The following is a 24,768-nucleotide window of genomic DNA, read 5'->3' on the forward strand; positions in this document are numbered from 1 at the left end:
CCCTCGGGACGGGCCGGGCAGTGCCAAGACCGCGGCGGTGCGGGCCCGGCGGGGCCCGCCGCACGCGGCGTCGACACCCGGCGCGCCCCTCCTGCTCGCTCGCACGCGGGTTGTGCCGAACGGGTTCGGCCGGACCACCGTAGCGTGCGCGCGGGTGGTGGGTTGACCAGAGCCGGAAGGCCGTCAGCTGCCGGTGCCCGTCCTGCCCCAGTCCGGGCCCGCCTTGTCCCATGCCTGGTCCCAACGGGCGTACCGGCGGCGGACCATGCGCCAGACGATCAGCCGTCTGCCGCCCTCGACGAGGGCGCCGGCCACCAGGGCCGCGCCGAGGCCGGCGAGCACCGCGTGCGTCGACGCCGTCGCGGAGTCCAGCGGGCGGGCCACCATCCTGCCGTGCCGGTCGGTCCATATGCGGAACTCGTCGCCCTGCCGAGGGTCCTTCAGGCCCGCCAGGACCGGTCCCTGCCGGGTCGTGCCGTCCGGGGCGGTCCAGCCCGCGAGGACGCGGGTGCGCAGATCCCGGCCGGTCGACGTCTCGGGGTCGGCGTCCAGCGGGGAGCGGTCCAGCTTGCGGACCACGGTGGCCGTCACCAGATGCCGCGCCTGGTGCTGCTCGCGGACGGAGCGCTGCAGGGCGTCCTGCGCGGCGCCCCCGACGAGGGCGCCGGCCAGCGGGGCGGCCAGCAGGACGAGCAGCAGGGCGGCCAGGGCCACCCACGCCTCGGCCAGATCGGTCGCGCGGCACAGCGGATTGCGCCGCCAGCGCCAGAGCCCGCTGATCGCTCGCACCGCCCGCACCCCCTTCCCGCTCCGTGATAGTCCCCGGCGGAGCCGTCCACGCGCGGAACCCGTCGAAGAGAGAGCGAAATCACCTCGGCCCGGGGCCTGTCACGCACGTCTCACACCGGGCCAACGCCCGGGCCCCGTGCCGTGGTTCCCGCCCGGACGGCGGTGGTCGCGCCGGCGCTACGCGAGGATCGTGACGGGGTCCCCGAGCCGGATCGTGCCCCGGGACAGCGGCACCAGGTTCTGCCCGAAGACCAGCTTGCCGTCGATCCGCCGGTGCCGCCCCAGGCTGTGCAGGGGTTCACGGCCGCGCTCGCCCGTGCCCTGGTCGGTGGTGGTCACCACGCACCGTCCGCACGGCTTGGCGACGCGGAAGGCCACCTCGCCCACGGCGATGCGCGACCAGTGGTCCTCGGCCCAGGCATCGGTGCCCGCCACGACCACGTTGGGCCGGAACCGGTCCATGGGCAGCGGGCCCTCGTCCGCGTGATCGCCTTGCGCGATCAGGGTGTTGAGGGCGTCGAGCGAGGCCGTCGTGGTGAGCAGCAGGGGGAAGCCGTCGGCGAAGGAGACCGTCTCGCCGGGCCGCGCGTACCGGGGGTCGACGGGCCGGCGCGTGGCGGGCTCGTCCAGGTAGGCAAGACGCGTACCGACGCCCAGGTAGCCGCTCCACCAGGCGTGCGCCGCCTCGTCCTCGGCCGGGACCGCGTCGACCTTGTCGCGGAAGATCTGCACCGGCACCGTCGCGACCCGCCGGGGCACGGGCACCGCCAGCGGTTCCATGCCGGGCGCCGACAGCAGGACGCCGCCGTCCGGCAGGTGCTCGGCGGCGGCCAGCGCGAGGCGCGGCTGCTGGCGCTGTGTGACGACCTTTCCCCCGTCGTCGACCAGCAGCCAGCGCCGGTCTCCGGCCAGCCCCCAGGGCTCCACGGCGGCCTCCCGGGGCGCGAGGCCCCGGACCGCCTTGACCGGATGGACGTGCATTGCCTTCAGGTGTGCGTTCCCCATGGGGCCATCGTGCCAGCCGGCACCGACAGCCCCCGGGCGCGGCTCAGTACCCGCGGTACTGCTGGTTGTTGTACGGGTCCTGGTAGGGAGCCGGGGCCGGCCGGGGAGTCGCGGGGCGCATCGCCTCGTACCCCGCGGGTGCCGCCGGACGGGGCTGCTGCGGCTGGGGGCCGGGGTAGCCGCGCGGAGCGGTGGCCTGCTGCGGGATGTACGCAGCGGGCGCCTGCTGGAGCGGGGCCGGCTGCTGGGCCTGCGGATAGCCGTAGGCCGGCTGGGAGGGCGCCGCCGGGAGCGCGGGCAGCGCCGACGGGAGGGCGGGCAGGCTGCTGCCCGGCATGTCGTACTGAGCGGGGACCCGGATCGGGGCGATCTGCGGGGTGCCCCGCTCGGCGACGAGCTTGTCGTAGATCGGGGTGTCCGGGAAGGAGGCGGAGTAGTAGCCGCCGCCATAGGTGGAGCGGGGGGAGGTCATGGCACATAAGTTAAGCCCACGATGTGCTGGTTGGGGAGACCGATAAGAGGGTTGTTTTCCGTGCCCGCGGTGACCTGGGATCCCCAATGCGAGCGAACTCGGCGAAAAGGGGCGTCGGACCGGTTACCGATCGTGTAAAGGCCGAGTTCCGGGCGGGTTACCAGCGGTTGGCCGGCGCTCTTCCGACGGTCGTGGCCGGGCGTTGCACGGGAGTTCGCGGCCGGGAGGAAATAGGTTGTGCCGACGGACCTCGACGGAACTCGACGGACGGCCTGGACGGTCCCGGCGCGGTGTCACGTGATGGGGGCGGACATGCACATGCTGAAAGGGTCGAACACGCCGGTGCCCACCGCGGCGCTGCGTGTGGAACTGGGCTGGCGCAGCGGACCGGGCGTGCCCGATGCCGACGCCTCCGCTTTGCTGCTCGTCGCGGGAAGGGTCCGCTCCGACGCGGACTTCGTCTTCTACAACCAGCCCGTCCACGCCTCCGGCGCGCTCCGCCACGAGGGCAAGCGCGACGCCGGCGGCCGGGTCACCGACACGCTCCTGGTCGACCTCGCGCGCGTGGAGCCCGCCATCGAGACGGTCGTCCTCGCCGCCTCCGCCGACGGCGGCGCGTTCGGACAGGTCCCCGGCCTGTACATCGAGGTGCGGGACGCCGCCCAGGGCACCCCGGTGGCCCGCTTCGAGAACCCGGGCGCCACCACCGAAACCGCTTTCGTGCTGGGTGAGTTCTACCGCCGCCAGGGCGCCTGGAAGTTCCGCGCCGTCGGCCAGGGCTACAGCAGTGGCCTCGAAGGGCTGGCCACGGACTACGGCATCACGGTCGACGAGCCCCAGCGGGCGGCCCCGGCGCCCTCCGTGTCCCCGGCTCCTCCCGCCGCCCCGGCCCCCACGCCCCCGCCGGCGGCACGGCCGGCGTCCCCGCCCCCGCCCGCCGCGCCCCCCGCGGCTCCGGCCGAGCCCGTCCGCCTCACGAAGGTGACGCTCACCAAGGCGGCCCCCTCCGTGTCGCTCGCCAAACAGGGCGGCACCTCCGGCGCGCTGCACGTGAACCTCAACTGGGAGGTGCGCAAGCAGTTCTCGGGGTGGAGCAGCAAGTTCGGCCGCCCGACCGCGACGCACTCCGATCTCGACCTCGACCTGTGCGCGCTGTACGAACTCACCGACGGCAGCAAGGGCGTCGTACAGGCCCTCGGCAACAGCTTCGGCGCGCTGCACCGGCCCCCGTACATCCACCTCGACGGCGACGACCGCACCGGAGCCGTGGCGACCGGTGAGAACCTCACCGTCAACCTCGACCACAAGCACGTCTTCCGGCGCATCCTCGTCTTCGTCACCATCTACGAAGGCGCCCGCTCCTTCGCGGACCTGAACGCCACGGTCACCCTCCGGCCGCAGCACGGCGCGCCGATCGAGTTCTCCCTCGACGAGTGCACGGTCCCCTCACTCGTCTGCGCCCTGGCGCTGATCACCAACACGGGCGGCGACCTGGTCGTCCAGCGTGAGGCGCGGTACCTGGTGCCCGAACGGGGCGTGAGCCCCCAGCGCACCGTCGACCACGCCTACGGGTGGGGCATGAACTGGACCCCCGGCAGGAAGTGACCCCGCAGCGGTCGGGAAGGGACGCCCGCGGGGGCCGTCAGCCCTCGTCGGGTACGGTCTCCGGGCGCGCGTAGGTGCGGCCCTTCCAGGCCGCACCGCGTCCGCGGTGGTGCTGCACGGCCGAGTCGACGGTCATCAGCAGGTACAGGAACGCGGTGAACGGCAGCAGGGGAGCGAGCCACGGCGGCTGCCGGTAGTAGCGGAGCATCGGCAGGTACGTCCCCGCCATGACGAGCCAGGCGAGCCCGCCGGTGACCGCTGCCGCGGCACTGCCCGCGGCCAGGCCGGCCAGCACGGCCACGGGCGGCACCAGGTACACCAGCACCAACCCGGCCACCGTCCCGGCCAGCAGCAGCGGGTGGTGCCGCAGCTGGGCGTAGGCGCTGCGCGAGACCATCCGCCACAGGTCACCCAGCCGCGGGTACGGGCGCACGCTGTCGACGCGGTCCGCGAGCCCCAGCCAGACGCGCCCGCCGGCGCGCTTCACGGCCCGCGCGAGGGCCACGTCGTCGATCACGGCGTGCCGGATGGCGTCCGGGATCCGCGCCCGCTCGGCGGTCTCCGCGCGCACGAGGACGCACCCCCCGGCGGCGGCCGCCGTCCGGGTCCCCTCCCCGCCGATCCGGCGGAAGGGGTAGAGCTGCGCGAAGAAGTAGACGAAGGCCGGCACCACGAGCCGCTCCCACAGGCTCTCCACCCGCAGCCGGGCCATCTGCGAGACGACGTCGAACCCTCCCGCGCGGGCCGCGGCCACCAGCTCGCGCAGGCTGTCCGGTGCGTGCGCGATGTCGGCGTCCGTCAGCAGCAGGTACTGAGGGCCACGCGCGCGTGCCAGGCCGATGCCGTGGCGCACCGCCCACAGCTTGCCGGTCCAGCCCGGCGGCGGTTCGCCCGGCGAGGACACGGTCAGCGGCAGCCCGCCGTGCCGGTCCGCCAGGTCCCGCGCCAGACCACCGGTGCCGTCCGTACTGCCGTCGTCGACGAGGAAGACCTCCGCCCGGCCGGGATAGTCCTGCAGCAGCAGGGACGGCAGCGCGGCGGGCAGCACCGCCGCCTCGTCGCGGGCCGGGACGACGACGCACACCGGCGGCCAGACGTCCGGGTCCCGGCGCGGCGGCAGGCGCACGTCCGTGCGCCAGAAGAAGCCCTGGCAGAGCAGCAGCCACAGCCAGGCGAGCAGTGATCCAGCGGCAGTCCATGCGAGGGCGCTCACGCGCGCAGTCTGCCCCACGCGACCGGCCCGGGACCGCTCATCGTCTATCGTGATCGGGTGAAGATCGCGCTCATGGACTCCGGTATCGGCCTGCTGGCGGCCACCGCCGCGGTACGGCGGCTGCGCCCCGACGCCGATCTCGTGCTCTCCCTGGACCCCGACGGCATGCCGTGGGGCCCGCGCACCCCGCAGGACCTGACCGAGCGCGCCCTGGCCGTCGCCGAGGCGGCCGCCGCGCGCCGCCCCGACGCCCTGATCGTCGGCTGCAACACCGCGACCGTGCACGCCCTCACCGCCCTGCGCGCCCGCCTCGAACCGGAGCTCCCGGTCATCGGCACCGTCCCGGCGATCAAGCCGGCCGCGGCGGGCGGCGGCCACCTCGCCATCTGGGCCACCCCCGCCACCACCGGCAGCCCCTACCAGCGCGACCTCATCCGCGACTTCGCCGATGGCGTGCCCGTCACCGAAGTGCCCTGCTGGGGGCTGGCCGAGGCCGTGGAGCACGCCGACGAGGCGGCGATCGACGCCGCCGTGGCCGCGGCCGCCGCGCTCACCCCCGAGGACGTGACCACCGTCGTCCTCGGCTGCACCCACTACGAACTGGTCGCCGAGCGCATCCGGACCGCCGTGCAGCGCCCCGGCCGCCCGCCCCTGGTGCTGCACGGCTCCGCCGGCGCCGTGGCCGCCCAGGCCCTGCGCCGGCTCGGTGAGCAGCCCGCGCCGGGTGCCGCGCCCCACGGCACGCTGACCGTGCTGCTCAGCGGCCGCGAGGGCGCGCTGCCCAGGCCGGCCCTGGCGTACGCGGAGGGCCGGCTGCTGCGGGCGGTCACCCCCGCGGGCTGACCCGCCCCGCTCGCGACGGCGGTCGCGCGGCCCCGCCCGACCGGATCAGCGGCCCGCCCGCCCGGCCCAGTTCCGCTCCGCCACGCGGTACCGGCGGAGCGGAACCTGAGTACCCTCAAAGGCATGAGGGACCACCGCCACGGCGAGAACGCCCCCCACGTGCCGAGCGAGGTCTGGACCGGCCGGGCGACCAACCGGGTCCAGTGGCTGCTGGCGCTCGTGGGCGCCGCCTGCATGGCGCTCGGCGTCGAGCTGGCCGTCGACTCGGCCTGGACCTCCGGCGCGGCACCGCTCGTGATGGCCGTCGTCGGCTGCATCGCCGCCGGTCTGCTGGTCCTCTTCGGGACCCTCGCCTTCGTCCACGTCGCCCTGCGGGTCGACGAGGACCACCTGGAAGTGCGCTGCGGCCACATCGGCGTGCCCCGCCGCCGCATCCCCCTCTCCCACGTGGCGGGCGCCACCTACACCTCCCACGTCACGCCCCGCCACTGGGGCGGCTGGGGCTATCGGTGGCGGCCCGAGAAGGGCACCGCGGTGGTGGTGCGGCGGGGCGAGGGCATCGTGCTGGAGCTGTGGGACGGACACACCTTCACGATCACCGTGGACGACGCGGAGGCGGCCGTACAGGTGATCAAGTCGCGGCTGCGCCCCGGGAAGCCCGGGGCTCCCGCGCACTGACGCGCCCGGCCGCCCCCGGCGCGGCGCCCCGCTGCGGACCGTGGCCGAGCGGGACGTGCCGCCCGAGGGGATGGTCAGGTCACCACGCGGGAGTGCGTCCGGTGTCCCGCGCGTGCGGACCCTCGAAGCGTCCCGTCGGCTCGTCGGGAAGGGGGCGGGCCGTGGCCAGACCCGCCAGCAGACCGGCCCCCACCGACACCGCGGTGAAGCTCAGCGCGTTGCCGATCGCTGCGATGGCGGCGACCGCCGTCAGGGCCGCCCCCGCGGTCAGGACCACCGGCGTCGGACGCGGACCGCGCCAGAGCGCGTACATCATCCAGCCGAACGCCGACACCAGCAGGGCCAGCCCGATCAGGCCCTGCTCGGCAGCCTGCTGCAGGGGCGCCGAGTGCGGTCTGCCGTCGGACAGCAGGGACGGAGCGGACGCCGGGCTCAGTTCACCGAAGCGGCCCGGGCCCGTCCCCAGGACGCTGTTCTCGCGCAGCAGGAGCCAGGCGTCCTGCCACAGCCGGACCCGCTGCGGGGTCAGCCGCGCTTCGAGCGCGGCGGTGCACCCGCCCGGCACGGCCCCCGAGGCGACCATCCAGGTCAGACCCGTCACCACCGCCGCCACCCCGGCCAGCACGGCGAGGCCGGCGCCGCGGTGCCGGCTGCGGCCGGCGGCCAGCGAGCACAGCAGCACCCCGGCACAGGTGACACAGCCCGTGGCCGAGCCGAGCACCGCCGCCAGCACCGCGGTCCCGGCGGCCAGCAGACGCAGCGCGCACCGCGCGACCAGCCCGGGAGCGGCCCAGGCCGCGCAGCACGCGGCACCCGCCGACAGCGTGAGCACGGCCGCGGTGGCCCCCGCGTGGCCCAGCGGAGCGGAGAGCTGCGGACCCGGAGCCAGATGCGGCACGGCCAGCGTCAGCCCGACACCGGCCAGCGCACCGGCGCACGGCGCCCCGACCGGCAGCAGCGCCCCGCCGATCCGGCCCGCGGCGTACCCGGCCGCCACGGCCAGCACCGCGAGGAGCACGCCCTCCGGCCGGCCGTCGTGCGCCGCCGCCGTGATCAGGGACCAGCCGGCGCACGCGCCCAGCACCACGACACCCGTCGCGTCGGAAACGATTCTTCTCTCACCGTCCGTGTCCGGCCCGGACACGGACGACATCCCGCCTCGACCCACCCCGCCCCCCGCACCAGTCGCCCCCGACCTGTGAAGGCCCCGGTCACCGGGGCCGCCACCGGCCCGCGCTACTGAGGCTTCGGCACACCGTAACGGCTGGTGGATGTTTTGGGGATGTGTCGTGACGAAATGAGCGGGAGGCTGCGGCGGCTGCCGGGCCCGTGCCCGGTCGACGAGGGCGGGCGGCGTGCCGCCGGACCCGGGGCGGCGCCCGCCCGGCGGTGCCCCGGACCGCGCTGTCGGGGCGCAGGTCACTCGACTTAGACTCCGGGAGTGACCGTCACCGCAACCTCCGTCGACGAGTCGGACCGGCTGGAGCCGCGGACCGCTCAGCGGGCGCGCGTCCGGGCCCGGCGGCTCGTCCCGGCCGCAGCAGCCGCGCTCTCCGGCCTGCTCCTCTACGTCAGCTTCCCGCCCCGCACCCTGTGGTGGCTGGCTCCGCCGGCCTTCGCCGTCCTGGGCTGGGTGCTGCGCGGACGTGGCTGGAAGGCGGGGCTCGGTCTCGGCTACCTCTTCGGCCTCGGCTTCCTGCTGCCGCTGCTGGTGTGGACCGGAGTGGAGGTGGGGCCGGGGCCCTGGCTCGCCCTGGTGGCCATCGAGGCGGTCTTCGTCGCACTGGTCGGCGCGGGGATCGCGGCCGTGTCGAAGCTGCCCGGCGCGCCCGTGTGGGCGGCCGCCGTGTGGATCGCCGGCGAGGCGGCACGCGCGCGTGCGCCCTTCAGCGGCTTCCCCTGGGGGAAGGTCGCGTTCGGTCAGGCGGACGGGGTGTTCCTGCCGCTCGCCGCGGTGGGCGGCACCCCGGTGCTCGGGTTCGCCGTCGTCCTGTGCGGCTTCGGGCTCCACGAGACGGTGCGCCTCGCGCTGGCGAGGCGGGCCGGTGGCACCGTGTGTGCCGCGGCGGCCGTCGTCGCCGCGTTCAGCGTGGGCGCCCCGGTCCTCGGGGCGTTCGCCGCCCGGCCGCTGGTCAGCGACCGGGCCGAGGACGGCAGCGTCACCGTCGCGGTGATCCAGGGCAACGTGCCGCGCGCGGGCCTGGACTTCAACGCCCAGCGGCGGGCCGTGCTCGACTACCACGCGCGCGAGACCGAGCGCCTGGCCGCCGAGGTCAAGGCCGGCAGGGTCGCCCGGCCCGACTTCGTGCTCTGGCCGGAGAACTCCTCCGACATCGACCCCTTCGCCAACCCCGACGCCCGCGCCGTCATCGACGCGGCGGCCCGGGCCGTCGGCGTGCCCGTCTCGGTGGGCGGCGTCGTCGAGCGCGACGGCAAGCTGTACAACGAGCAGATTTTGTGGGACCCCGCCAAGGGCCCGGTCGACACCTACGACAAGCGTCAGATCCAGCCCTTCGGCGAGTACCTGCCGCTGCGCTCGCTCATCGGCGCGATCAACCCCGACTGGACGGCCATGGTCCGCCAGGACTTCAGCCGGGGCACGCAGCCGGGCGTGTTCACCATGCACGGCGCCGAGGTCGGCCTCGTCACCTGCTACGAGGCCGCCTTCGACTGGGCCGTGCGCTCCGAGGTCACCGACGGCGCCCAGATGATCTCCGTGCCGAGCAACAACGCCACCTTCGACCGCAGCGAGATGACCTACCAGCAGCTCGCCATGTCCCGCGTCCGCGCGGTCGAGCACAGCCGGACCGTGGCCGTGCCGGTGACCAGCGGGGTCAGCGCCTTCATCATGCCGGACGGGCGGATCACCCAGCGCACCGGCATGTTCGTGGCGGACTCGCTGGTGCAGGAGGTGCCGCTGCGCTCCTCGCTGACCCCGGCCACCCGGCTCGGCGTCCTGCCGGAGACCGCGCTCGTGCTCGTCGCGGCCGGCGGACTGGGCTGGGCGGTCGGCGCCCGCCTGCGCGGGCGACGCGCCGGTGACGTGTAGCCGTACGCCGGTCGCACACCGTCGAAACCGGCCAGGGCGCCCGGACCGGCCCCTTTAGGGTCGTGGTCATGGCTACTCCTGACTTCATCCGCACGCTCCGCGCCTCCGCGGGTCACCAGCTGCTCTGGCTTCCGGGCGTCACCGCCCTCGTCTTCGACGACGAGGGCAGAGTCCTGCTCAACCGCAGGGCCGACACCCGCACCTGGTCGGTGATCGGCGGCATCCCGGACCCGGGGGAGCAGCCCGCGGCCTGCGCCGTGCGCGAGGTCTACGAGGAGACGGCCGTGCGCTGCGTCGCCGAACGGGTCGTCGTCGTCCAGGCCCTGGAGCCCGTCACCTACGACAACGGCGACACCTGCCAGTACATGGACATCACCTTCCGCTGCCGGGCCGTCGGCGGCGAGGCCCGGGTCAACGACGACGAGTCGCTGGACGTGGCCTGGTTCGACATCGACGCCCTGCCCGAGCTGCACGAGTTCGGCCTGCTGCGGATCAAGCAGGCCCTGTCGGACGGCCCCACATGGTTCGACCCCACTGGCTCCGGCTGAACTGTGGGGTGTGACCACATGGGGCGAGGGCGGGGCCCTGCCTAGGGTCGAGACATGACCGCGCCCCGTGTCCTCCCGGCCCCCCACGCCAGCCCGCTCGACCTCGGCGGCCGCACCGCGCTCGTCACCGGCGCCGCCGGCGGCATCGGCCGCGCCTGCGCGCTGCGGCTCGCCGCCGCCGGCGCCAAGGTCAGAGCCGTCGACCGGGACGGAGCGGGCCTGGAGGCGCTCGCCGCGCAGGGCACCGGCCTCGCCGGCACCGTGGAACCGCACCTGCTGGACCTCACCGACCTCGACGCCGCCGAACTCGCCGCCGCCGGCACCGACGTCCTCGTCAACAACGCCGGTCTGCAACTCGTGCGCCCCATCGAGGAGTTCCCGCCCGACGTCTTCCACACGGTGCTCACCGTCATGCTGGAGGCGCCGTTCCGGCTGATCCGCGGCGCCCTGCCCCACATGTACGGACAGCAGTGGGGCCGCATCGTGAACGTGTCGTCCGTCCACGGGCTGCGCGCCTCGGCCTACAAGTCGGCCTATGTGGCGGCCAAACACGGCCTGGAGGGGCTGTCCAAGACCACCGCCCTCGAAGGCGCGCCCCACGGGGTCACCTCGAACTGTGTGAGTCCCGCCTATGTGCGCACCCCCCTGGTCGAGACGCAGATCGCCGACCAGGCACGGGCCCACGGCATCCCCGAGGAGCGCGTCCTGTCCGAGGTGCTGCTCCAGGACAGCGCCGTCAAGCGGCTCATCGAACCGGAGGAGGTCGCCGAGGCCGTGGCGTACCTGTGCGCTCCCCAGGCCTCCTTCGTCACCGGCACCTCGCTCGTGCTCGACGGCGGCTGGACCGCCCACTGAGGGCCGGGCCGCCCGGCAGTTGTCCACAGGCCTGACGGGACCGCCGGGTCATGGTGAATCCTGTGAGCATGTCCAGCGATCACGTGCAGCAAGCCGAGCGCTCCGCCGCCCCCGGGGGACGGCCGGCGAGCGCCGAGACGCCCTACCTGGAGCTCCTGGCCCGGGGCGCGTCCGCCGACGCCTACGAGCAGCCGGTGCTGCTCGCGCGCGCCGAGGGACGGCCGCCGGAGTGGATCGGGGCGCTCCAGCGGGCCAAGCCGCTCGCCCTGCGCGTCCGCGCGGAGCTGGAAGGACGGCGCCGCCGCGAGGCCGAGCTGTCCGCGCTGTTCGAGACCGCCCACGACCTCGCCGGACTGCGCGACCTCGATGCCGTCCTCCGGGCGATCGTCCAGCGCGCCCGCTCCCTTTTGGGCACGGACATCGCCTACCTCAGCCTGAACGACCCGGTGCGGGGCGACACGTACATGCGCGTCACCGAGGGCTCGGTCGCGGCCCGGTTCCAGCAGCTGCGCCTCGGCATGGGGGAGGGCCTCGGCGGCCTGGTCGCCCAGACGGCCCGCCCCTACGTCACCGACGACTACTTCAAGGACGACCGCTTCCAGCACACCCGCACCATCGACGCGGGCGTGCGCGACGAGGGGCTCGTGGCGATCCTGGGCGTGCCGCTGACGCTGGGGCACCACGTCATCGGCGTGCTGTTCGCGGCGGACCGCCGGGCCCGGGTCTTCGAGCGGGAGCAGATCGCCCTGCTGGGCTCCTTCGCGGCTCTGGCCGCGGCCGCGATCGACACCGCCAACCTGCTCGCCGAGACCCGCTCCGCCCTCGCCGGCCTGGAGCGGGCCAACGAGATCATCCGCGACCGCAGCGGCGTCATCGAGCGCGCCTCCGACGTGCACGACCGGCTCGCCGAACTGGTCCTGCGCGGGGGCGGGGTGCACGACGTGGCGGCCGCGGTCTCCCAGGTCCTCGACGGCACGGTCGAGTTCGCCGAGGCCGCCGCGGCACCGGCCGGGGCGCTGGAGGCCTCCCGCGCGGAGGGCCACGCGGTACGCCACGAGGACGACTGGATCGCGGCCGTCGCCGCCGGCGGCGAACTGCTCGGCGCGCTCGTGCTGCGCGGGCACCCGGGCCTGGACCCCGTCGACCAGCGCACGCTGGAGCGGGCCGCGATGGTCACGTCCCTGCTGCTCCTGGCCCGCCGGTCGGCCGCCGAGGCGGAGCAGCGCGTGCGCGGGGAGCTGCTGGACGACCTGCTGGACGCGCGCGACCGCGACCCGCGCGTGCTGCGGGAGCGCGCGGCCCGCCTCCACGCCGACCTCGACGCCGTCCACGTGGTGCTGGCCGCGCGGCTGGAGGGCGGCGCCGCCGAGGCCGGCGAGGAGGCCGACGTCCGCAGACGCCTGGCGGCGGCCGCGTCCCACCTCGCCGCGACCCGGCACGGCCTCGCGGCCGCCCGGGACGGCGGCACGGTCCTGCTGCTGCCGCTGGGCCCGGACGGCACCGCCACCGAGCTCGCCCGTGCCGCCGCCCGGCAACTGGGCACCGCGGTCCACGCACCGGTCACCGTCGGCGCCTCCGCGCCCGCCGGCGGCCTGGCCACCCGGCCCGACGCGGTCGCCACGGCCTACGGGGAGGCCCGGCGCTGCCTCGACGCGCTGCGGCTCCTCGGCCGCGCCGGCGACGGGGCCGCCGCCGAGGACTTCGGCTTCCTGGGGCTGCTCCTGGCCGGCGACCGGGACATCCCGGGCTTCGTCGACCGCACCATCGGCCAGGTCGTGGCGTACGACCGGCGCCGCGGCACCGAGCTGGTGCGCACGCTGGACGCGTACTTCGCCTGCGGCATGAGCCCGGCCCGCACCAAGGACGACCTGCACGTCCATGTGAACACGGTCGCCCAGCGCCTGGAGCGCGTCGGCCGTCTCCTCGGCGACGACTGGCAGAGCCCGGCCCGCGCCCTGGAGATCCAGCTGGCGCTACGGCTGCACCGGCTGTCGGCACCGGCCGGGCCCTGAAGGCCCGGCGGGGCGCGAGCTCCCGCACGGCGCTGCTCCACCCGGCGGCCCGCACGGCGCTGCTCCACCCGGCGGCCCGTACGGCGCTGCTCCACCCGGCGGCCCGTACGGCGGCGCTGCCCCCGCCGGCAGGGCGAGCCCCGCACGGCACCGGTCCCCGCACGCCGGGTGGCGTACGGGGGCCGGAAGCGGTGCGTGCCTCACAGGGCCCGGGCGTCCCCCGGCACGGTCGCCGCCGTCTCCGCCTCGGCGGGCGGGGCTACGTCGGCCAGGTCCCGGTTGCGGGTCTCCTCGGCCGCCGCCACGGCGACGACCGTGAGCACGGCGGCGGCGATGACATACAGGGCGATCGGCGTGGAGCTGCCGTAGTCGGACAGCAGGGCGGTGGCGATCAGCGGCGCCGGCGCGCCCGCCGCGACGGAGGCGAACTGGGCGCCGATGGACGCCCCGGAGTACCGCATCCGCGTCGCGAACATCTCGGAGAAGAACGCGGCCTGCGGCGCGTACATCGCCCCGTGCAGCACCAGCCCGACGGTCACGGCGAGGAGCAGGCTGCCGAAGCCGCCCGTGTCGATCAGGGCGAAGAAGGGGAACATCCACAGCCCGACCCCGACCGCGCCCACCAGGTACACCGGCCGGCGGCCGATGCGGTCGGAGAGCGCGCCCCACGCCGGGATGACCGCGAAGTGCACGGCCGAGGCGATCAGCACGGCGTTGAGCGCCGTCTGCTTGGAGACGCCGGCCGAGGTGGTGGCGTAGACGAGGATGAACGCGGTGATCACGTAGTAGCTGATGTTCTCCGCCATGCGCGCGCCCATCGCGACCAGGACGTCACGCCAGTGGTGGCGCAGCACGGCGACGAGCGGGAGCTTCTCCGCCGCCGTGTCCCGGGCCGCGCTGCGTGCCTGGGCCTGCGCCAGGGCCTGCTTGAAGACGGGCGATTCGTCGACAGAAAGACGAATCCACAAACCGACGATCACCAGCACGCCGGAGAGCAGGAACGGGATCCGCCAGCCCCAGTCGGTGAACGCGGCGTCCGACAGCACGGCCGTCAGCAGGGACAGCACACCGGTGGCGAGGAGCTGACCCGCCGGGGCGCCGGTCTGCGGCCAGGAGGCCCAGAACCCGCGCCGCCGCGCGTCCCCGTGCTCCGACACGAGCAGCACCGCGCCGCCCCACTCGCCGCCGAGCGCGAACCCCTGCACCAGCCGGAGCACCGTGAGCAGGACCGGCGCGGCGGTGCCGATGGTGGCGTGCGTCGGCAGCAGGCCGATGGCGAAGGTCGCCCCGCCCATCAGCAGCAGACTGAGCACCAGCAGCTTCTTGCGCCCGAGCCGGTCGCCGTAGTGCCCGAACACCAGGGCGCCCAGGGGCCGGGCGGCGAAGCCGACGGCGTACGTCAGGAACGACAGCAGGGTGCCGACGAGCGGGTCGGAGCCGGGGAAGAACAGCTGGTTGAAGACGAGCGCGGCGGCGGAGCCGTAGAGGAAGAAGTCGTACCACTCGATGGTGGTGCCGATGAGGCTGGCGGTGACGATGCGCTTGAGGCTGGCGGGGGGTGGGGGAGCGGTTGCGGGGGAGGGCATCGGCACCACTTCCTGGCAGTTGGCGGGGACGGTTTCGTGTCGCCATACCGTAGGAATCCGCAGGTCAGCGGCACATGTGGTGGGACACCATAGTTCCGGGTGCGGAGGTGCGTGCGGCCACCATGAGGGCGGGGCCGGAGCCTTTGCGAGAGCCTCCAGGGGGCCGGTGAAGCGCTGTCCGAATTATGCAGGTCTGGGATGCTTCGGTGGTGGGGTGCTGACTCCCGTGCTGGTTCGGTGCTGACCTCTGTAAGTGACGGCAGCAACCGTTCGGCCGTCGGTATCTGCTCCGGGAACCCGCGGCGCATCGGCGTCCGCATCGCGCGCAAGACGTTATTGGCCGGTGCGGCTCCACGGCGAGGGGCATGCCTCGTGCTCGGCCTTGTCGAGCACCTTCGTGATCACCGACCGGTACTTGGCCAGTCGGGCGCCTTCGTATGTGGACGCCTCCTGGTCGGTGCGCTCGGGGACCACGATCAGCAGACGCTGCCCTTTCTCTATCGGCGGGCGAGCCTCGGCCGCACGCGGATCGACCAGGTCAAGGCTGATCCTTCTGTCACCGCGGGACGGCTTGATCCACTCTTGGACCGCGAAGGCCACACTGATGCGGCCCTTACTGGAGGGGCGGATTTCGGTAACGTCGCCGACGGCGATGGTGTCGGCGCATGCGATCCACTCGGTGAGCGTCTGCCCGCGTCCGCTCTGCGTCTCGCGCGAAGTGTTCCCGGAGGTTCCGTTCATGACGGACAGGGTCACGGCGATGCACGCGGCGGCCGCGGCTGTCGTGAGTGAGACGGCGACCACACGACGTCGACGACGCGGCTTGGCCAGGGGGACCGGCTCGAGGGCGGGCACAGCCCCCGGGTCCGGCCTGCCGGCCTCGTCCTCGAGCTCGCCCCACGGAACGCCGCCGAGAGCCAGCATCGCGCGTACCAGCTCTTTATCCAACGGTTGCAGCACAGGCTCGCCCGTCGTGGACGTGCGCGTGTTCGCCATCCGCTCACCCTTCCCTCCTGCTTCACATGCGACGGGAGACGTGCGCGGAACGTTCACCCGAGCACGCGGGCGCTTCCTACTGCCCATCCATGATCATTTGGCGCCTGCGTACACCAACGAGGCAATGCGTGCGGCCACCATGGGCCGAGGCCGCAGCGCCGTGCCGGGACAGCGTCGCCGGGGCTTCCGCCAGGCGTGTGGCGTCCCCTCAGACGGGATAGGCGTGGGTCTGTGCCGCCTTCACCGTCGCCCAGACCTCGGTACCGGGATGCAGGTCGAGTTCGGCGGCGGCGACCGTGGTGAGGTCGGCGGCGAGGGGGAGCTCGCCGGTGAGGTCGGCGCGGATCTGGTCGCCGTGCGTCTCCAGGCCGGCGACCTCGCAGCGCCAGAGGTTGCGGGCGCTGGAGCCGGTGGGGCGGCAGCGGTGGAGGGTCACGGCGCCGGGCGGGAACGCCACGAAGACCGGGCCGGACAACAGCTCCGTGGTGGTGACGCTGGGGCCGTCGGCCAGCCGGACGGTGTGGCCGTCGGCCTCGCCCCGGTACAGGTTGAGGCCGACCAGCTGCGCGATGTAGTCCGTGCGCGGGTGGCGGGCGATGTCGGGCGGCGTGCCCTCCTGGACGACCCGCCCGTGCTCGACGACGACGAGCCGGTCGGCCAGCACCATGGCGTCCAGCGGGTCGTGCGTGACCAGCACGGCGACGGCCTCGAAGTCCGCGAGGTGGCGCCGGAGCCGGGCGCGCACCTCCAGCCGCGTCCGGGCGTCGAGGGCGGCCAGCGGCTCGTCGAGGAGCAGCAGGCGGGGGTGCGTGGCCAGGGCGCGGGCCAGGGCGACGCGCTGGGCCTGACCGCCGGAGAGCCTGCGCGGCCGGGCACCGGCGTGGTCGGCGAGGCCCAGCCGGTCGAGCCACGCGGCGGCCTGCGCGCGGGCCTGTGCCTTCGTCGCGCCCTGGCAGCGGGGTCCGAACGCCACGTTGTCAAGGGCGCTGAGGTGCGGGAAGAGCAGGTAGTCCTGGAAGACGACGCCGACCGGGCGGGACTCCGGCGGCACACGGTCCAGGTCCGTGCCGTCCAGCCGCAGATGGCCGTCGGTGAGCGGGGTCAGGCCGGCGAGGGCGCGCAGGGCGGTGGTCTTGCCGGCGCCGTTCGGGCCGAGCAGGGCGACGACCTCACCGGGCGCGACGGCCAGGGCCACGTCGAGGCGGAAGCCGCCGCGCTCCACGACGAGACGGGCGTCGAGCCCGGCCGTGCCGGAACCCGCGCCGACGTCGTGGTCACCGTTCCCGGTCATGCGTCCTCCTGCCGTCGTCCCCTGTCGTCGTCCCCTGCCGTCGATCGCGCCGACCACTGGTGCGGCCCTGGCCCATGCCGGTCACCCCCCGCTCATCCAGCGGTCCCGCAGTCCGGCCAGCACCGCGACCGACACCGCGAGCAGCACCAGGCTCAGGGCGATCGCGGCCTCCGGGTCGCTCTGCAGCGCCAGGTAGACGGCCAGCGGCATGGTCTGGGTGCGCCCGGGAAAGTTGCCCGCGAAGGTGATCGTCGCGCCGAACTCGCCCAGCGCCCGCGCCCAGGCCAGTACCGCGCCGGCCGCGATGCCCGGGGCGATCAGCGGCAGCGTGACCCGGCGGAACGCGGTGAAGCGCGAGGCACCCAGGGTCGTGGCCGCCTCCTCGTAGCGCGGGTCGGCGGCCCGCAGCGTGCCCTCCACGCTGATGACGAGGAACGGCATCGCCACGAACGCCTCGGCGACGACGACGCCCGCCGTCGTGAAGGGCAGCGTGACCCCGAACCAGGCGTCCAGCCACTGCCCGACGATGCCGTTGCGCCCGAGGGCCGTCAGCAGGGCCACGCCCCCGACGACCGGCGGCAGGACGAGGGGCAGGGTGACCAGGGCGCGTACGACACCGCGGCCGGGAAAGTCGACCCGGGCCAGCAGCCAGGCCAGCGGCACGCCGATCACCAGGCTCACCGCGGTCGCCGCCGTCGCGCACAGCAGGGACAGCCTCAGCGCCTGCCACACGGCGGCGCTCGTCAGCTGCTCGGGAAGGCTCTGCCACGGCGTCCGTACGAGCAGGGCGATCAGCGGGACGGTCAGGAAGGCCACGCCGAGCAGCGCGGGAAGGAGCAGCGGCAGCGGCACGCCGGTCCGGACGCGCCGCGGCCCGCCCCGGAGGCTGCCGGCCGTGGTGCCGGGCCGGTCGGTCGGGGCGGTCACGGCGTGCGGAACCCGGCCCGGCTCAGCACCCGCTCACCCTCGGCGGAGCGCACCAGCGCGATGAACGCCTTGGCGGCCTCGGCGTTCGGCGCGTCCTTGAGCAGGGCGATCGGGTAGTCGTTGACGGCGTCGGCGGACTCGGGGAACTCCACGCCCTCCACCTTGTCACCCGCGGCGCGCACATCCGTCTTGTAGACGACGGCCGCGTCGGCCTCCTTCAGCTCGACCTTCGTCAGGGCGGCCTTCACGTCCTGCTCGTAGGAGACCGGGGTGAGCTTCAGTCCGCCGGCGTCGAGGGCCTTACGGGCGGCGGCGCCGCAGGGCACCTCCTGGGCGCAGAGCACGACCTTCAGGTCCTTCGCGGTGAGGTCCTCGAGGGAGGAGATCTTCTCGGGGTTGCCCGGCAGGGTGGCGATCTCCAGTTCGTTGCGGACGAAGGTGGCGGGCGTGCCGGAGGCGGCACCGGCGTCCGTGACGATCTTCATGGTCTTGGGGCTGGCCGCGGCGAAGACGTCCGCCGGGGCGCCGCCGGTGACGCTCGCGGCGAGGGAGTCGCTGCCGCCGAAGCTGAAGGTGACCTTCGTACCGGGGTGCTCCTTCTCGAACCGCCGGCCGAGCGCGGTGAAGCTGTTCTGCAGCGAGGCGGCGGCGAAGACGGTCACCTCGCCGGAGACCGCGCCCGGCGAGGAGCCCGCGCCGGGGGAGTCCGAGGCGTCCGGCCCGGACGGCGAGCAGGCGCTCAGGGCCAGCAGGGCGACGGTGCCCGGCACGGCCGTCCGGGACAGGTGGCGGAACCGGCGCGCGGTACGGGTCATCGCGGGTGCACTCCCTCTACGGACTGTCGGTGACGCGGCCGCACCCCCGGTGCGGTGGGCGTGCATGCGTCGATGATAGTGCCGCAGATGCGAGGGGAAAGTCTCCTGTGGGTTCGCATGAGCGGAGAAAGCGTCCCGCGAGGCTGGCATGTGCGTTCGTACGGAGCGTCTCACGCGCGGTCGATGTGCACGTTCGTCGATTTCACCCGGGCGGTGGCCTCCATGCCGACCTCCAGCCCGAGCTCCTCCACGGCCTCCCGGGTCAGCAGCGACACCAGGCGGTGGGGCCCGGCCTGGATCTCCACCTGCGCGGCGACGTCGCCGAGTTTCACGGCGGTGACGATGCCGGGGAACGCGTTGCGGACGGAGGTGTACGCCTCGCCGTCCTCCTCGGCGCCGCCGCTGCGGGCCAGTTCCACGGAGAACGCGGCCAGGTCCCGTCCGTCGATCAGGCGCCGCCCGCCCTCGTCCCGGTGGGTCGCCACCCGCCCCGCGTCCGCCCAGCGCCGCGCGGTGTCGGGGCTGACGCCGAGGAGCCGTGCGGCCTGGCCGATGGTGTAGGACTGCATGGGCGTCAAGATAGGCGATCGGGCCGGGCCGCACCCGAGTGGCCCGGGACGTGGTGTTCGAGCAGCCAGCGACCCACCAGGGCACCGCCGTAGACGACGTACCCCACGCCGATGAGCCAGGACTCCACGACGAGGACCACGCCGACCGCTCCGTAGCTGATGGCGTTGGTGACGATGAGCGGCGTGAACACGAAGTAGGAGAAGGTGCGCAGGCCGACCAGGCCCGCCATGGTGGCCACCGCCCCGGGGAGCAGTTCGCGCCAGCGCACCTGCCCGCCCAGCAGGAAGCGCTGGCCCCACCAGAAGAACAGCACACCGGACGCCGCGGCCAGCACGATCCGCTCCGGTCCGGACACCAGGCTGCGCGTCTGCACCTCCTGGTACAGGTACACGGTCATGGCGATCATCCACACCGCCTGGCGCCAGACGCGGTGCCACGGGCCGGCCGTCAGGCCCCAGATGCGCTCGTAGCCGTTCTGCACGCTGCCCGCGAACGCCACGCCGAAGACGGCGAGCGCGACGCCGCCGAGCACGCTGGTGGTGCCGATGACCTCGCGCGGAGGGCTGATGATGTCCGTCAGCACCCGCGCGGACCGCCCCGACAGCCCCATGCCGTCGGCCAGCCAGGAGGCGAAGCCGCCGCCCCCGAGCGGATCGGCCGCGGCCACCACGATCAGCAGCGGCGCCAGCGTGACCAGCGCGAGCGTGGCGAACCCCATGGCCCGGTGCATCAACTCCACCTCGCGGCCCCGCCGGATGAGGCTGTGCGCCCCCGTCCGCCGCCATCCGCCGTGCACCCCGTGCCCCGGCCTTCTCACGGCATGTCGGCGCTCGCCCGGGGACCGGACCGGGCCGGCCGCCGGTCCCCACGGCCGACTGTCGTCCGCGACGGTCTGATGACGCTCATCCCGTGTCGCCTCCGGCTGCGCTGGCTCTCCGTTCGGTCCCGGAGATCGTTGACCGTTCCGGAGTGGGGCAAACGCGGCGATACGGTCCGGGCGGTGCCGTTCGGCGCAGCGGCGGCCAGGGGTGCGCGCTCATCGTGATGAACACTGCCCAGGTCCGGCGACCGGGCGGACGAGCGCGCTGGACGCCCGCGCGAGCGCGCTGGGGCTCCCGCTCGTCGGCGCCGTCCTCGGGCGCCGGCGGCCGCGTCCGGCGCGCCGTCGGTGAGGGAGCCGCTGGTCCCTGCCGCCGACGCCGCCGCGGGTCGACCGTCGTGCCCGGACAGCACGTCCCCCGCGGCGGGCGCGTGGCGCGGTGCTCAGTCCGCGTAGCGGGGCGTCCACTGCGCCCGTGCGATCGCCTCGCGCAGCTCGTCCTGCGTCGCGCGCGGGGCCACCCCGTCCTGCACGGCGGCGAGGGCCGCGGCCAGGGCGATCTCCCGGGCGGACTCGCGCATCCCGGCCAGCGGGGGCAGCAGCGGCACGGGACCCTCCACCCCGTCGGCGGCCCGCACCGCGCACCGCGCGACGGCCCGCGCGGCGGCCACGAGCATCCGGTCGGTGACACGCGTGGCGCGGCTCGCGGTCACCGCCAGGCCCATGGCCGGGAACACGTACACGTTGTTCGACTGCGCCACCGGCACCCGGTGCCCGTCCACCGTGAGCGGCGGGAAGGGCGAGCCGGTGGCGATCAGCGCGCGGCCGTCCGTCCAGCGCGTGAGGTCGGCGGGGTCCGCCTCGGAGTGGGAGGTGGGGTTGGACAGCGGGAAGATCACGGGCCGTTCGCACGTGGTGGCCATCTGCCGCACGATCTCCTCGGTGAAGGCGCCGTGTGCCGTCGACAGGCCGATCAGCGCCGTCGGCTCGACGCGGCGCACCACCTCGGCGAGGCCGGTGCCGTCCCAGTCGGCCACCTCGCCGTCGTCCCGGGCGAACACGCGCTGCTGCGGGGACAGTCCGGAGCGGGACGACACCAGCAGACCGTCGACGTCGAGGATCCAGAACCGCGCCGTGGCCTCGTCCTCGGTCAGCCCCTCGTCGACCATGGCCGTCCGGATCATCTCGGCGACGCCGATCGCGGCCGACCCCGCCCCGAGGATCACCAGCCGCTGCTCGGGCAGGGGCGTGCCGGCCACGTCCGCGGCGGTCGACAGGGCGCCGAGCGTGACGGCCGCGGTGCCCTGGATGTCGTCGTTGAAGGTGAGCAGCCGGTCCCGGTAGCGCTCCAGGATCGGATACGCATGGGCCGTGGCGAAGTCCTCCCACTGCAGCAGCGTTCCGGGCAGCTCCGCCTCGACCGCCGACACGAACGCCTCGATCATCTCGTCGTACTCGGCGCCCGTCAGCCGGTGGGCGCGCCGGCCCAGGTAGCGCGGGTTGCCGAGCAGCTCCTCGTTGTCCGTGCCGACATCCAGCAGGACCGGCAGGGTGCGGGCGGGGTGGATGCCGCCGATCGCCGTGTACAGGCTGAGCTTGCCGATCGGGATGCCCATGCCGCCGACGCCCTGGTCGCCCAGCCCGAGGATGCGCTGCCCGTCGGTGACGACGATGACGTCCACGCCCTGGTTGCCGTGCGGGCGGTTGCGCAGGATGTCACGGAAGCGGTGCCGGTCCTCCCAGGTGAGGAACAGCCCGCGCGGCCGGCGGTAGATCTCGCTGAACCGCCGGCAGGCCTCGCCCACCGTCGGGGTGTAGACGACCGGCAGCAGTTCCTCCAGGTACTCGGTGACCAGGCGGTAGAAGAGCACCTCGTTGGTGTCCTGCAACTGCCGCAGGTAGATGTGCCGGTTCAGGGGCTTGTCGTAGCCGCGGAACGCCTCGTGGGCGCGGGCGACCTGCTCGTCCAGGGTCTCCACCGCGGGCGGGAGCAGCCCGTCCAGACCGAGTGCCTCGCGTTCGGCGCGGGTGAAGGCGGTGCCCTTGTTGACCAGCGGGTCGGCCAGGGTCGTGACGGCGAGGCTCGTGGTGAGGCGGGGGTGGTTCATCGGCTGGTCCATGGAGTGACGCCTTCCCGCCACGCGCGGGTTCGTGCGGGTGACGTGTGCCATCCGGACCAACGGCCGGCCGCTCGCGGAAAGTCCCCGGGCCACCGATGAGTTCCGCCGCGCCGCGCCGTCCACCCTTCCGAGAGGCGCACCCCGCGCCCCCGACTCCCCCCAGGAGACAGTGACATGAGTGCGACGACCCCGCAGACCCGGACCGCCCCGGCCACCTCCCGGACCGTCACCGGCTTCCTCTCCGCAGGTCCCGTATGGCTCGTCGGCGTCCTGGCGACCCTGGCCGGCGCCGTCGTGACGGAGGCCTTCGCGCTGGCCGCCCGCGCGGCGGGCGTCCCCATGGAAGCGGCGAGCCCCGGGGCCGCCGAGGCCGCGGAGATCCCGGTCGGCGGGTTCTTCGGCGGGGTGGTGTTCTGGTCGGTCGCCGGGATCGTCCTGGCGGTCGTGCTCGCCCGCTGGGCCCGCAGGCCGGCCCGCGCCTTCACGGTCACCACCGTCGTCCTCACCGTGCTGTCCCTCGCCGGTCCCGCCGTCGCCCCGCACACCGCGGTGTCCACCCGGATCGTCCTGGCCGTGTCCCACCTGGTGGCCGCCGCGGTGATCGTCCCGCTGCTGGCCCGCCGGCTCGCCGGCACCCGGCGGTGACGCCCCCGCCCCCCGCTGCGCACCGTCCCGGTGCCGGCCCGTCGCGCTCCGCCGCCGACGGGCCGTCGTCGTGCGGCGGGGCACCGGGTGCGGGTACCCGCCGGGGCGGGGGAGGCGGACCGGAGGACGCGGCCGGTGCCCACCGGCGGCGGCCGTAGGATCAGGCCGTGCCGGCCGTGGCCAACGGACGGGCGGAGCCGCTCGGCGTTCCGCGGACGAAGGCGGACCGCAACGCGTGGTACGGGGCCTCGGGGTCGAAGAACACGGCGCGCATGCGGGCGAGTTCGGTCCGCCGGTACTCCGCGAGCGGCCGCTGGAGCTCGTCCGCGTGACGCGCCGTCGTCTTGGTGGTGATCCGGCGCGCGAGGTCCTGGTCGGCGGCCACCTCGGCCGCCAGGCGCGCGACCTCCTCGGCGAACTCCCCGGGGGCGACCGGCACCAGACGGTCCACCAGGCCGATCCGCTCCGCGGCCGCCGCGCTCACCGGCCGTGCCTCGCTCGTCAGCCTTTCGGCCGTCTCCGCCCCCACCCGGCGCGGCAGCGAGTACGTCCAGAACTCCGAGCCGTGCAGACCCAGGTTCCGGTAGTGCGGGTTGAGGACGCCGCCGGTGCGGCACCAGACCTCGTCGGCGGCCAGCGCGAGCATCACGCCGCCGGCCACCGCGTTGCCGCCGAGGGTCGCGATCACCACCCGGTCGGTGGTGCGCAGCACGGCCTCGACCAGGTCGTTCATCGCAAGGCAGTTCGACCAGGACTCGCTCGCCGGGTTGCCCGAGGACTCGATCACGTGCAGGTGGCCGCCGGTGGAGAAGACGTCACGGGCACCGCCGAGCACCAGCACCGAGGTGGGGCGGGTGAGCGCGTACCGGTAGGCGGCGAGGAGTCTGCGGCAGTGCGTGGTGCTCATCGCCCCGCCCGGGAACGAGAAGGACAGGAAGCCGACCGAACCGCGCTGCCGGTAGCGGATGTCGGCCCACGTGGTGCGGGCGGGGGGCAGTTCCAGCGGGACGGCGATCTCCGGCAGCCAGTACGGGCGGTCCTGCGAGCCCGGCATGCCCGGGCCGCTCCCGGGCGGCGCCGGGAAGCCGGCCAGCACCGAGGCCGCCGGGCGGCGGAACGGCGCCGGGTCGCCCGAGCTCTTGCGGGGGCGCAGCTCCGGGATCCACACCGCGCCGTCCCGGGTGGCCCGGCACAGCGCGCCGGACCGGGTCGCGAGCAACTCCCCGGGCGCTCCGCGCAGCCGGTCCTCCGGGTGCCCGCCGTGCAGGTACACCTCCCGCCCGCACAGCTCGTCCAGGACACCGGGCCGTGAGTCGCCCCCGCGCAGCTTGCGCAGCACCGTCTCCGTGTCGTCGTTCTCCCAGTCGATCCGCCGCTGCTCCTGGCGGAAGAAGTCGCGCCACACCACGCGGATCCCGGGATCGCTCTGCGGCCGGGGCTTGAAGGAGCCCTCCGCGAAGCGCCGCACCGCCAGCAGTACCGCGGCCGTGGCGGCGTCGGACAGCTCGTTGCGGTACACGTCGCTCTTGCCGGCCGGCGGCACCGGGAAGGTCCCGTCCGCCCAGACGTCACCCGCGTCCAGCGCCGCCTCGGCCTGAAACACCGTCACCCCCCACTCGCGGGCGCCCTCGTCGATCGCCCAGTCCAGGGAGGACGGGCCCCGGTCGCCGGGCGGTCCGGGACGCACGATCAGACAGGTGTGCTCCCGCCACACGTCCTCGGGCAGCGCCGACCTCAGCAGGGGCGCGACGATCAGGTCCGGACGCACCTCGCGCACGGCGGCGCGGACCGCGTCGTCCCCGTGCGAGGCGAGGACGGCGTCCACCCGGTGTCCCTGGTCCGACAGTTCGGCGTAGACGCGCTGGGACAGGCTGTTGAACGCGCTGGCGACGAGCAAGATGTCCATGACACGGCATGGTCGCGGGTCGG

Annotated in this window: 22 protein-coding genes; 8 read left to right on the forward strand and 14 right to left on the reverse strand. The window is 74.7% G+C overall.

Annotated elements, in window-relative coordinates; genetic code table 11:
* Window positions 1–183: 183 nt before the first annotated feature.
* The 3 genes from AC07DA_RS02780 to AC07DA_RS02790 all read right to left on the reverse strand — a co-directional run bounded on the left by AC07DA_RS02780 (window position 184) and on the right by AC07DA_RS02790 (window position 2,266).
* Complete coding sequence (locus AC07DA_RS02780; RefSeq protein WP_479123949.1) at window positions 184–789, reverse strand: Rv1733c family protein; 606 nt, start codon at window positions 787–789, stop codon at window positions 184–186.
* Between the two features lie 177 nt (window positions 790–966).
* On the reverse strand, window positions 967–1,794 hold the full coding sequence (locus AC07DA_RS02785; protein WP_479123951.1) for an MOSC domain-containing protein: 828 nt from the start codon (window positions 1,792–1,794) through the stop codon (window positions 967–969).
* Between the two features lie 43 nt (window positions 1,795–1,837).
* A complete protein-coding gene (locus AC07DA_RS02790; RefSeq protein WP_479123953.1) occupies window positions 1,838–2,266 on the reverse strand; it encodes a DUF6643 family protein in 429 nt (142 codons plus the stop codon).
* 318 nt (window positions 2,267–2,584) lie between these two features.
* Here AC07DA_RS02790 and AC07DA_RS02795 point away from each other — a divergent pair, with 318 nt between their 5' ends.
* On the forward strand, window positions 2,585–3,871 hold the full coding sequence (locus tag AC07DA_RS02795; protein ID WP_479124688.1) for a TerD family protein: 1,287 nt from the start codon (window positions 2,585–2,587) through the stop codon (window positions 3,869–3,871).
* A gap of 37 nt (window positions 3,872–3,908) precedes the next feature.
* On the opposite strand, the gene AC07DA_RS02800 is transcribed toward AC07DA_RS02795, so the two are convergent.
* Window positions 3,909–5,102: a glycosyltransferase gene (locus AC07DA_RS02800; RefSeq protein ID WP_479123955.1), complete on the reverse strand. Its 1,194-nt coding sequence runs from the start codon at window positions 5,100–5,102 to the stop codon at window positions 3,909–3,911.
* Between the two features lie 39 nt (window positions 5,103–5,141).
* Here AC07DA_RS02800 and AC07DA_RS02805 point away from each other — a divergent pair, with 39 nt between their 5' ends.
* Window positions 5,142–5,927, forward strand: a complete 786-nt coding sequence (locus AC07DA_RS02805) for a glutamate racemase (protein WP_479123957.1) — start codon at window positions 5,142–5,144, stop codon at window positions 5,925–5,927.
* 123 nt (window positions 5,928–6,050) lie between these two features.
* Entirely contained in the window at window positions 6,051–6,605 is a 555-nt protein-coding gene (locus tag AC07DA_RS02810) for a PH domain-containing protein (RefSeq protein WP_479123959.1), read from the forward strand.
* Between the two features lie 79 nt (window positions 6,606–6,684).
* Here AC07DA_RS02810 and AC07DA_RS02815 read toward each other — a convergent pair whose 3' ends face one another.
* The gene (locus AC07DA_RS02815) at window positions 6,685–7,758 is read right to left on the reverse strand and encodes an O-antigen ligase family protein (protein ID WP_479123961.1); all 1,074 of its coding nucleotides are present in this window, start codon (window positions 7,756–7,758) and stop codon (window positions 6,685–6,687) included.
* Window positions 7,759–8,046: 288 nt separating this feature from the next.
* Here AC07DA_RS02815 and lnt point away from each other — a divergent pair, with 288 nt between their 5' ends.
* From lnt to AC07DA_RS02835, 4 genes are all read left to right on the forward strand, one after another.
* Window positions 8,047–9,654: an apolipoprotein N-acyltransferase gene (gene lnt, locus AC07DA_RS02820; RefSeq protein ID WP_479123963.1), complete on the forward strand. Its 1,608-nt coding sequence runs from the start codon at window positions 8,047–8,049 to the stop codon at window positions 9,652–9,654.
* 68 nt (window positions 9,655–9,722) lie between these two features.
* Window positions 9,723–10,202, forward strand: a complete 480-nt coding sequence (locus AC07DA_RS02825; RefSeq protein ID WP_479123965.1) for an NUDIX hydrolase — start codon at window positions 9,723–9,725, stop codon at window positions 10,200–10,202.
* A 54-nt stretch (window positions 10,203–10,256) separates the two neighbouring features.
* Complete coding sequence (locus tag AC07DA_RS02830; RefSeq protein WP_479123967.1) at window positions 10,257–11,057, forward strand: 3-hydroxybutyrate dehydrogenase; 801 nt, start codon at window positions 10,257–10,259, stop codon at window positions 11,055–11,057.
* 68 nt (window positions 11,058–11,125) lie between these two features.
* On the forward strand, window positions 11,126–13,069 hold the full coding sequence (locus tag AC07DA_RS02835) for a helix-turn-helix domain-containing protein (RefSeq protein ID WP_479123968.1): 1,944 nt from the start codon (window positions 11,126–11,128) through the stop codon (window positions 13,067–13,069).
* Between the two features lie 200 nt (window positions 13,070–13,269).
* On the opposite strand, the gene AC07DA_RS02840 is transcribed toward AC07DA_RS02835, so the two are convergent.
* From AC07DA_RS02840 to AC07DA_RS02875, 8 genes are all read right to left on the reverse strand, one after another.
* Complete coding sequence (locus tag AC07DA_RS02840; protein ID WP_479123970.1) at window positions 13,270–14,655, reverse strand: MFS transporter; 1,386 nt, start codon at window positions 14,653–14,655, stop codon at window positions 13,270–13,272.
* A 333-nt stretch (window positions 14,656–14,988) separates the two neighbouring features.
* Entirely contained in the window at window positions 14,989–15,651 is a 663-nt protein-coding gene (locus AC07DA_RS02845) for a hypothetical protein (protein WP_479123972.1), read from the reverse strand.
* 208 nt (window positions 15,652–15,859) lie between these two features.
* Window positions 15,860–16,942, reverse strand: coding sequence for an ABC transporter ATP-binding protein (locus tag AC07DA_RS02850; protein ID WP_479123974.1), 1,083 nt, complete (start codon window positions 16,940–16,942; stop codon window positions 15,860–15,862).
* A gap of 81 nt (window positions 16,943–17,023) precedes the next feature.
* On the reverse strand, window positions 17,024–17,869 hold the full coding sequence (locus AC07DA_RS02855) for an ABC transporter permease (protein ID WP_479123976.1): 846 nt from the start codon (window positions 17,867–17,869) through the stop codon (window positions 17,024–17,026).
* Window positions 17,866–18,684 carry a molybdate ABC transporter substrate-binding protein gene (gene modA, locus AC07DA_RS02860; protein ID WP_479123978.1) on the reverse strand — a complete coding sequence of 273 codons (819 nt, stop codon included), beginning with the start codon at window positions 18,682–18,684 and terminating at the stop codon, window positions 17,866–17,868. Before modA ends, AC07DA_RS02855 begins: the two co-directional genes overlap by 4 nt.
* A gap of 170 nt (window positions 18,685–18,854) precedes the next feature.
* Window positions 18,855–19,253 carry a TOBE domain-containing protein gene (locus tag AC07DA_RS02865; protein WP_479123980.1) on the reverse strand — a complete coding sequence of 133 codons (399 nt, stop codon included), beginning with the start codon at window positions 19,251–19,253 and terminating at the stop codon, window positions 18,855–18,857.
* Window positions 19,254–19,258: 5 nt separating this feature from the next.
* Window positions 19,259–19,984 (reverse strand): ribonuclease BN, encoded by a 726-nt coding sequence (locus tag AC07DA_RS02870; protein ID WP_479123982.1) that lies wholly within the window; start codon window positions 19,982–19,984, stop codon window positions 19,259–19,261.
* A 533-nt stretch (window positions 19,985–20,517) separates the two neighbouring features.
* A complete protein-coding gene (locus AC07DA_RS02875; protein ID WP_479123984.1) occupies window positions 20,518–22,194 on the reverse strand; it encodes an NAD-dependent malic enzyme in 1,677 nt (558 codons plus the stop codon).
* 174 nt (window positions 22,195–22,368) lie between these two features.
* Between AC07DA_RS02875 and AC07DA_RS02880 the strand changes: the two genes are divergently transcribed.
* Window positions 22,369–22,839, forward strand: a complete 471-nt coding sequence (locus AC07DA_RS02880; RefSeq protein ID WP_479123986.1) for a DUF6069 family protein — start codon at window positions 22,369–22,371, stop codon at window positions 22,837–22,839.
* A gap of 160 nt (window positions 22,840–22,999) precedes the next feature.
* Here the strand turns inward: AC07DA_RS02880 and AC07DA_RS02885 are convergent, their stop codons facing one another.
* Complete coding sequence (locus AC07DA_RS02885; RefSeq protein WP_479123988.1) at window positions 23,000–24,745, reverse strand: enoyl-CoA hydratase-related protein; 1,746 nt, start codon at window positions 24,743–24,745, stop codon at window positions 23,000–23,002.
* Window positions 24,746–24,768 lie beyond the last annotated feature (23 nt).

Source organism: Streptomyces sp. NPDC044921 (assembly GCF_056432865.1).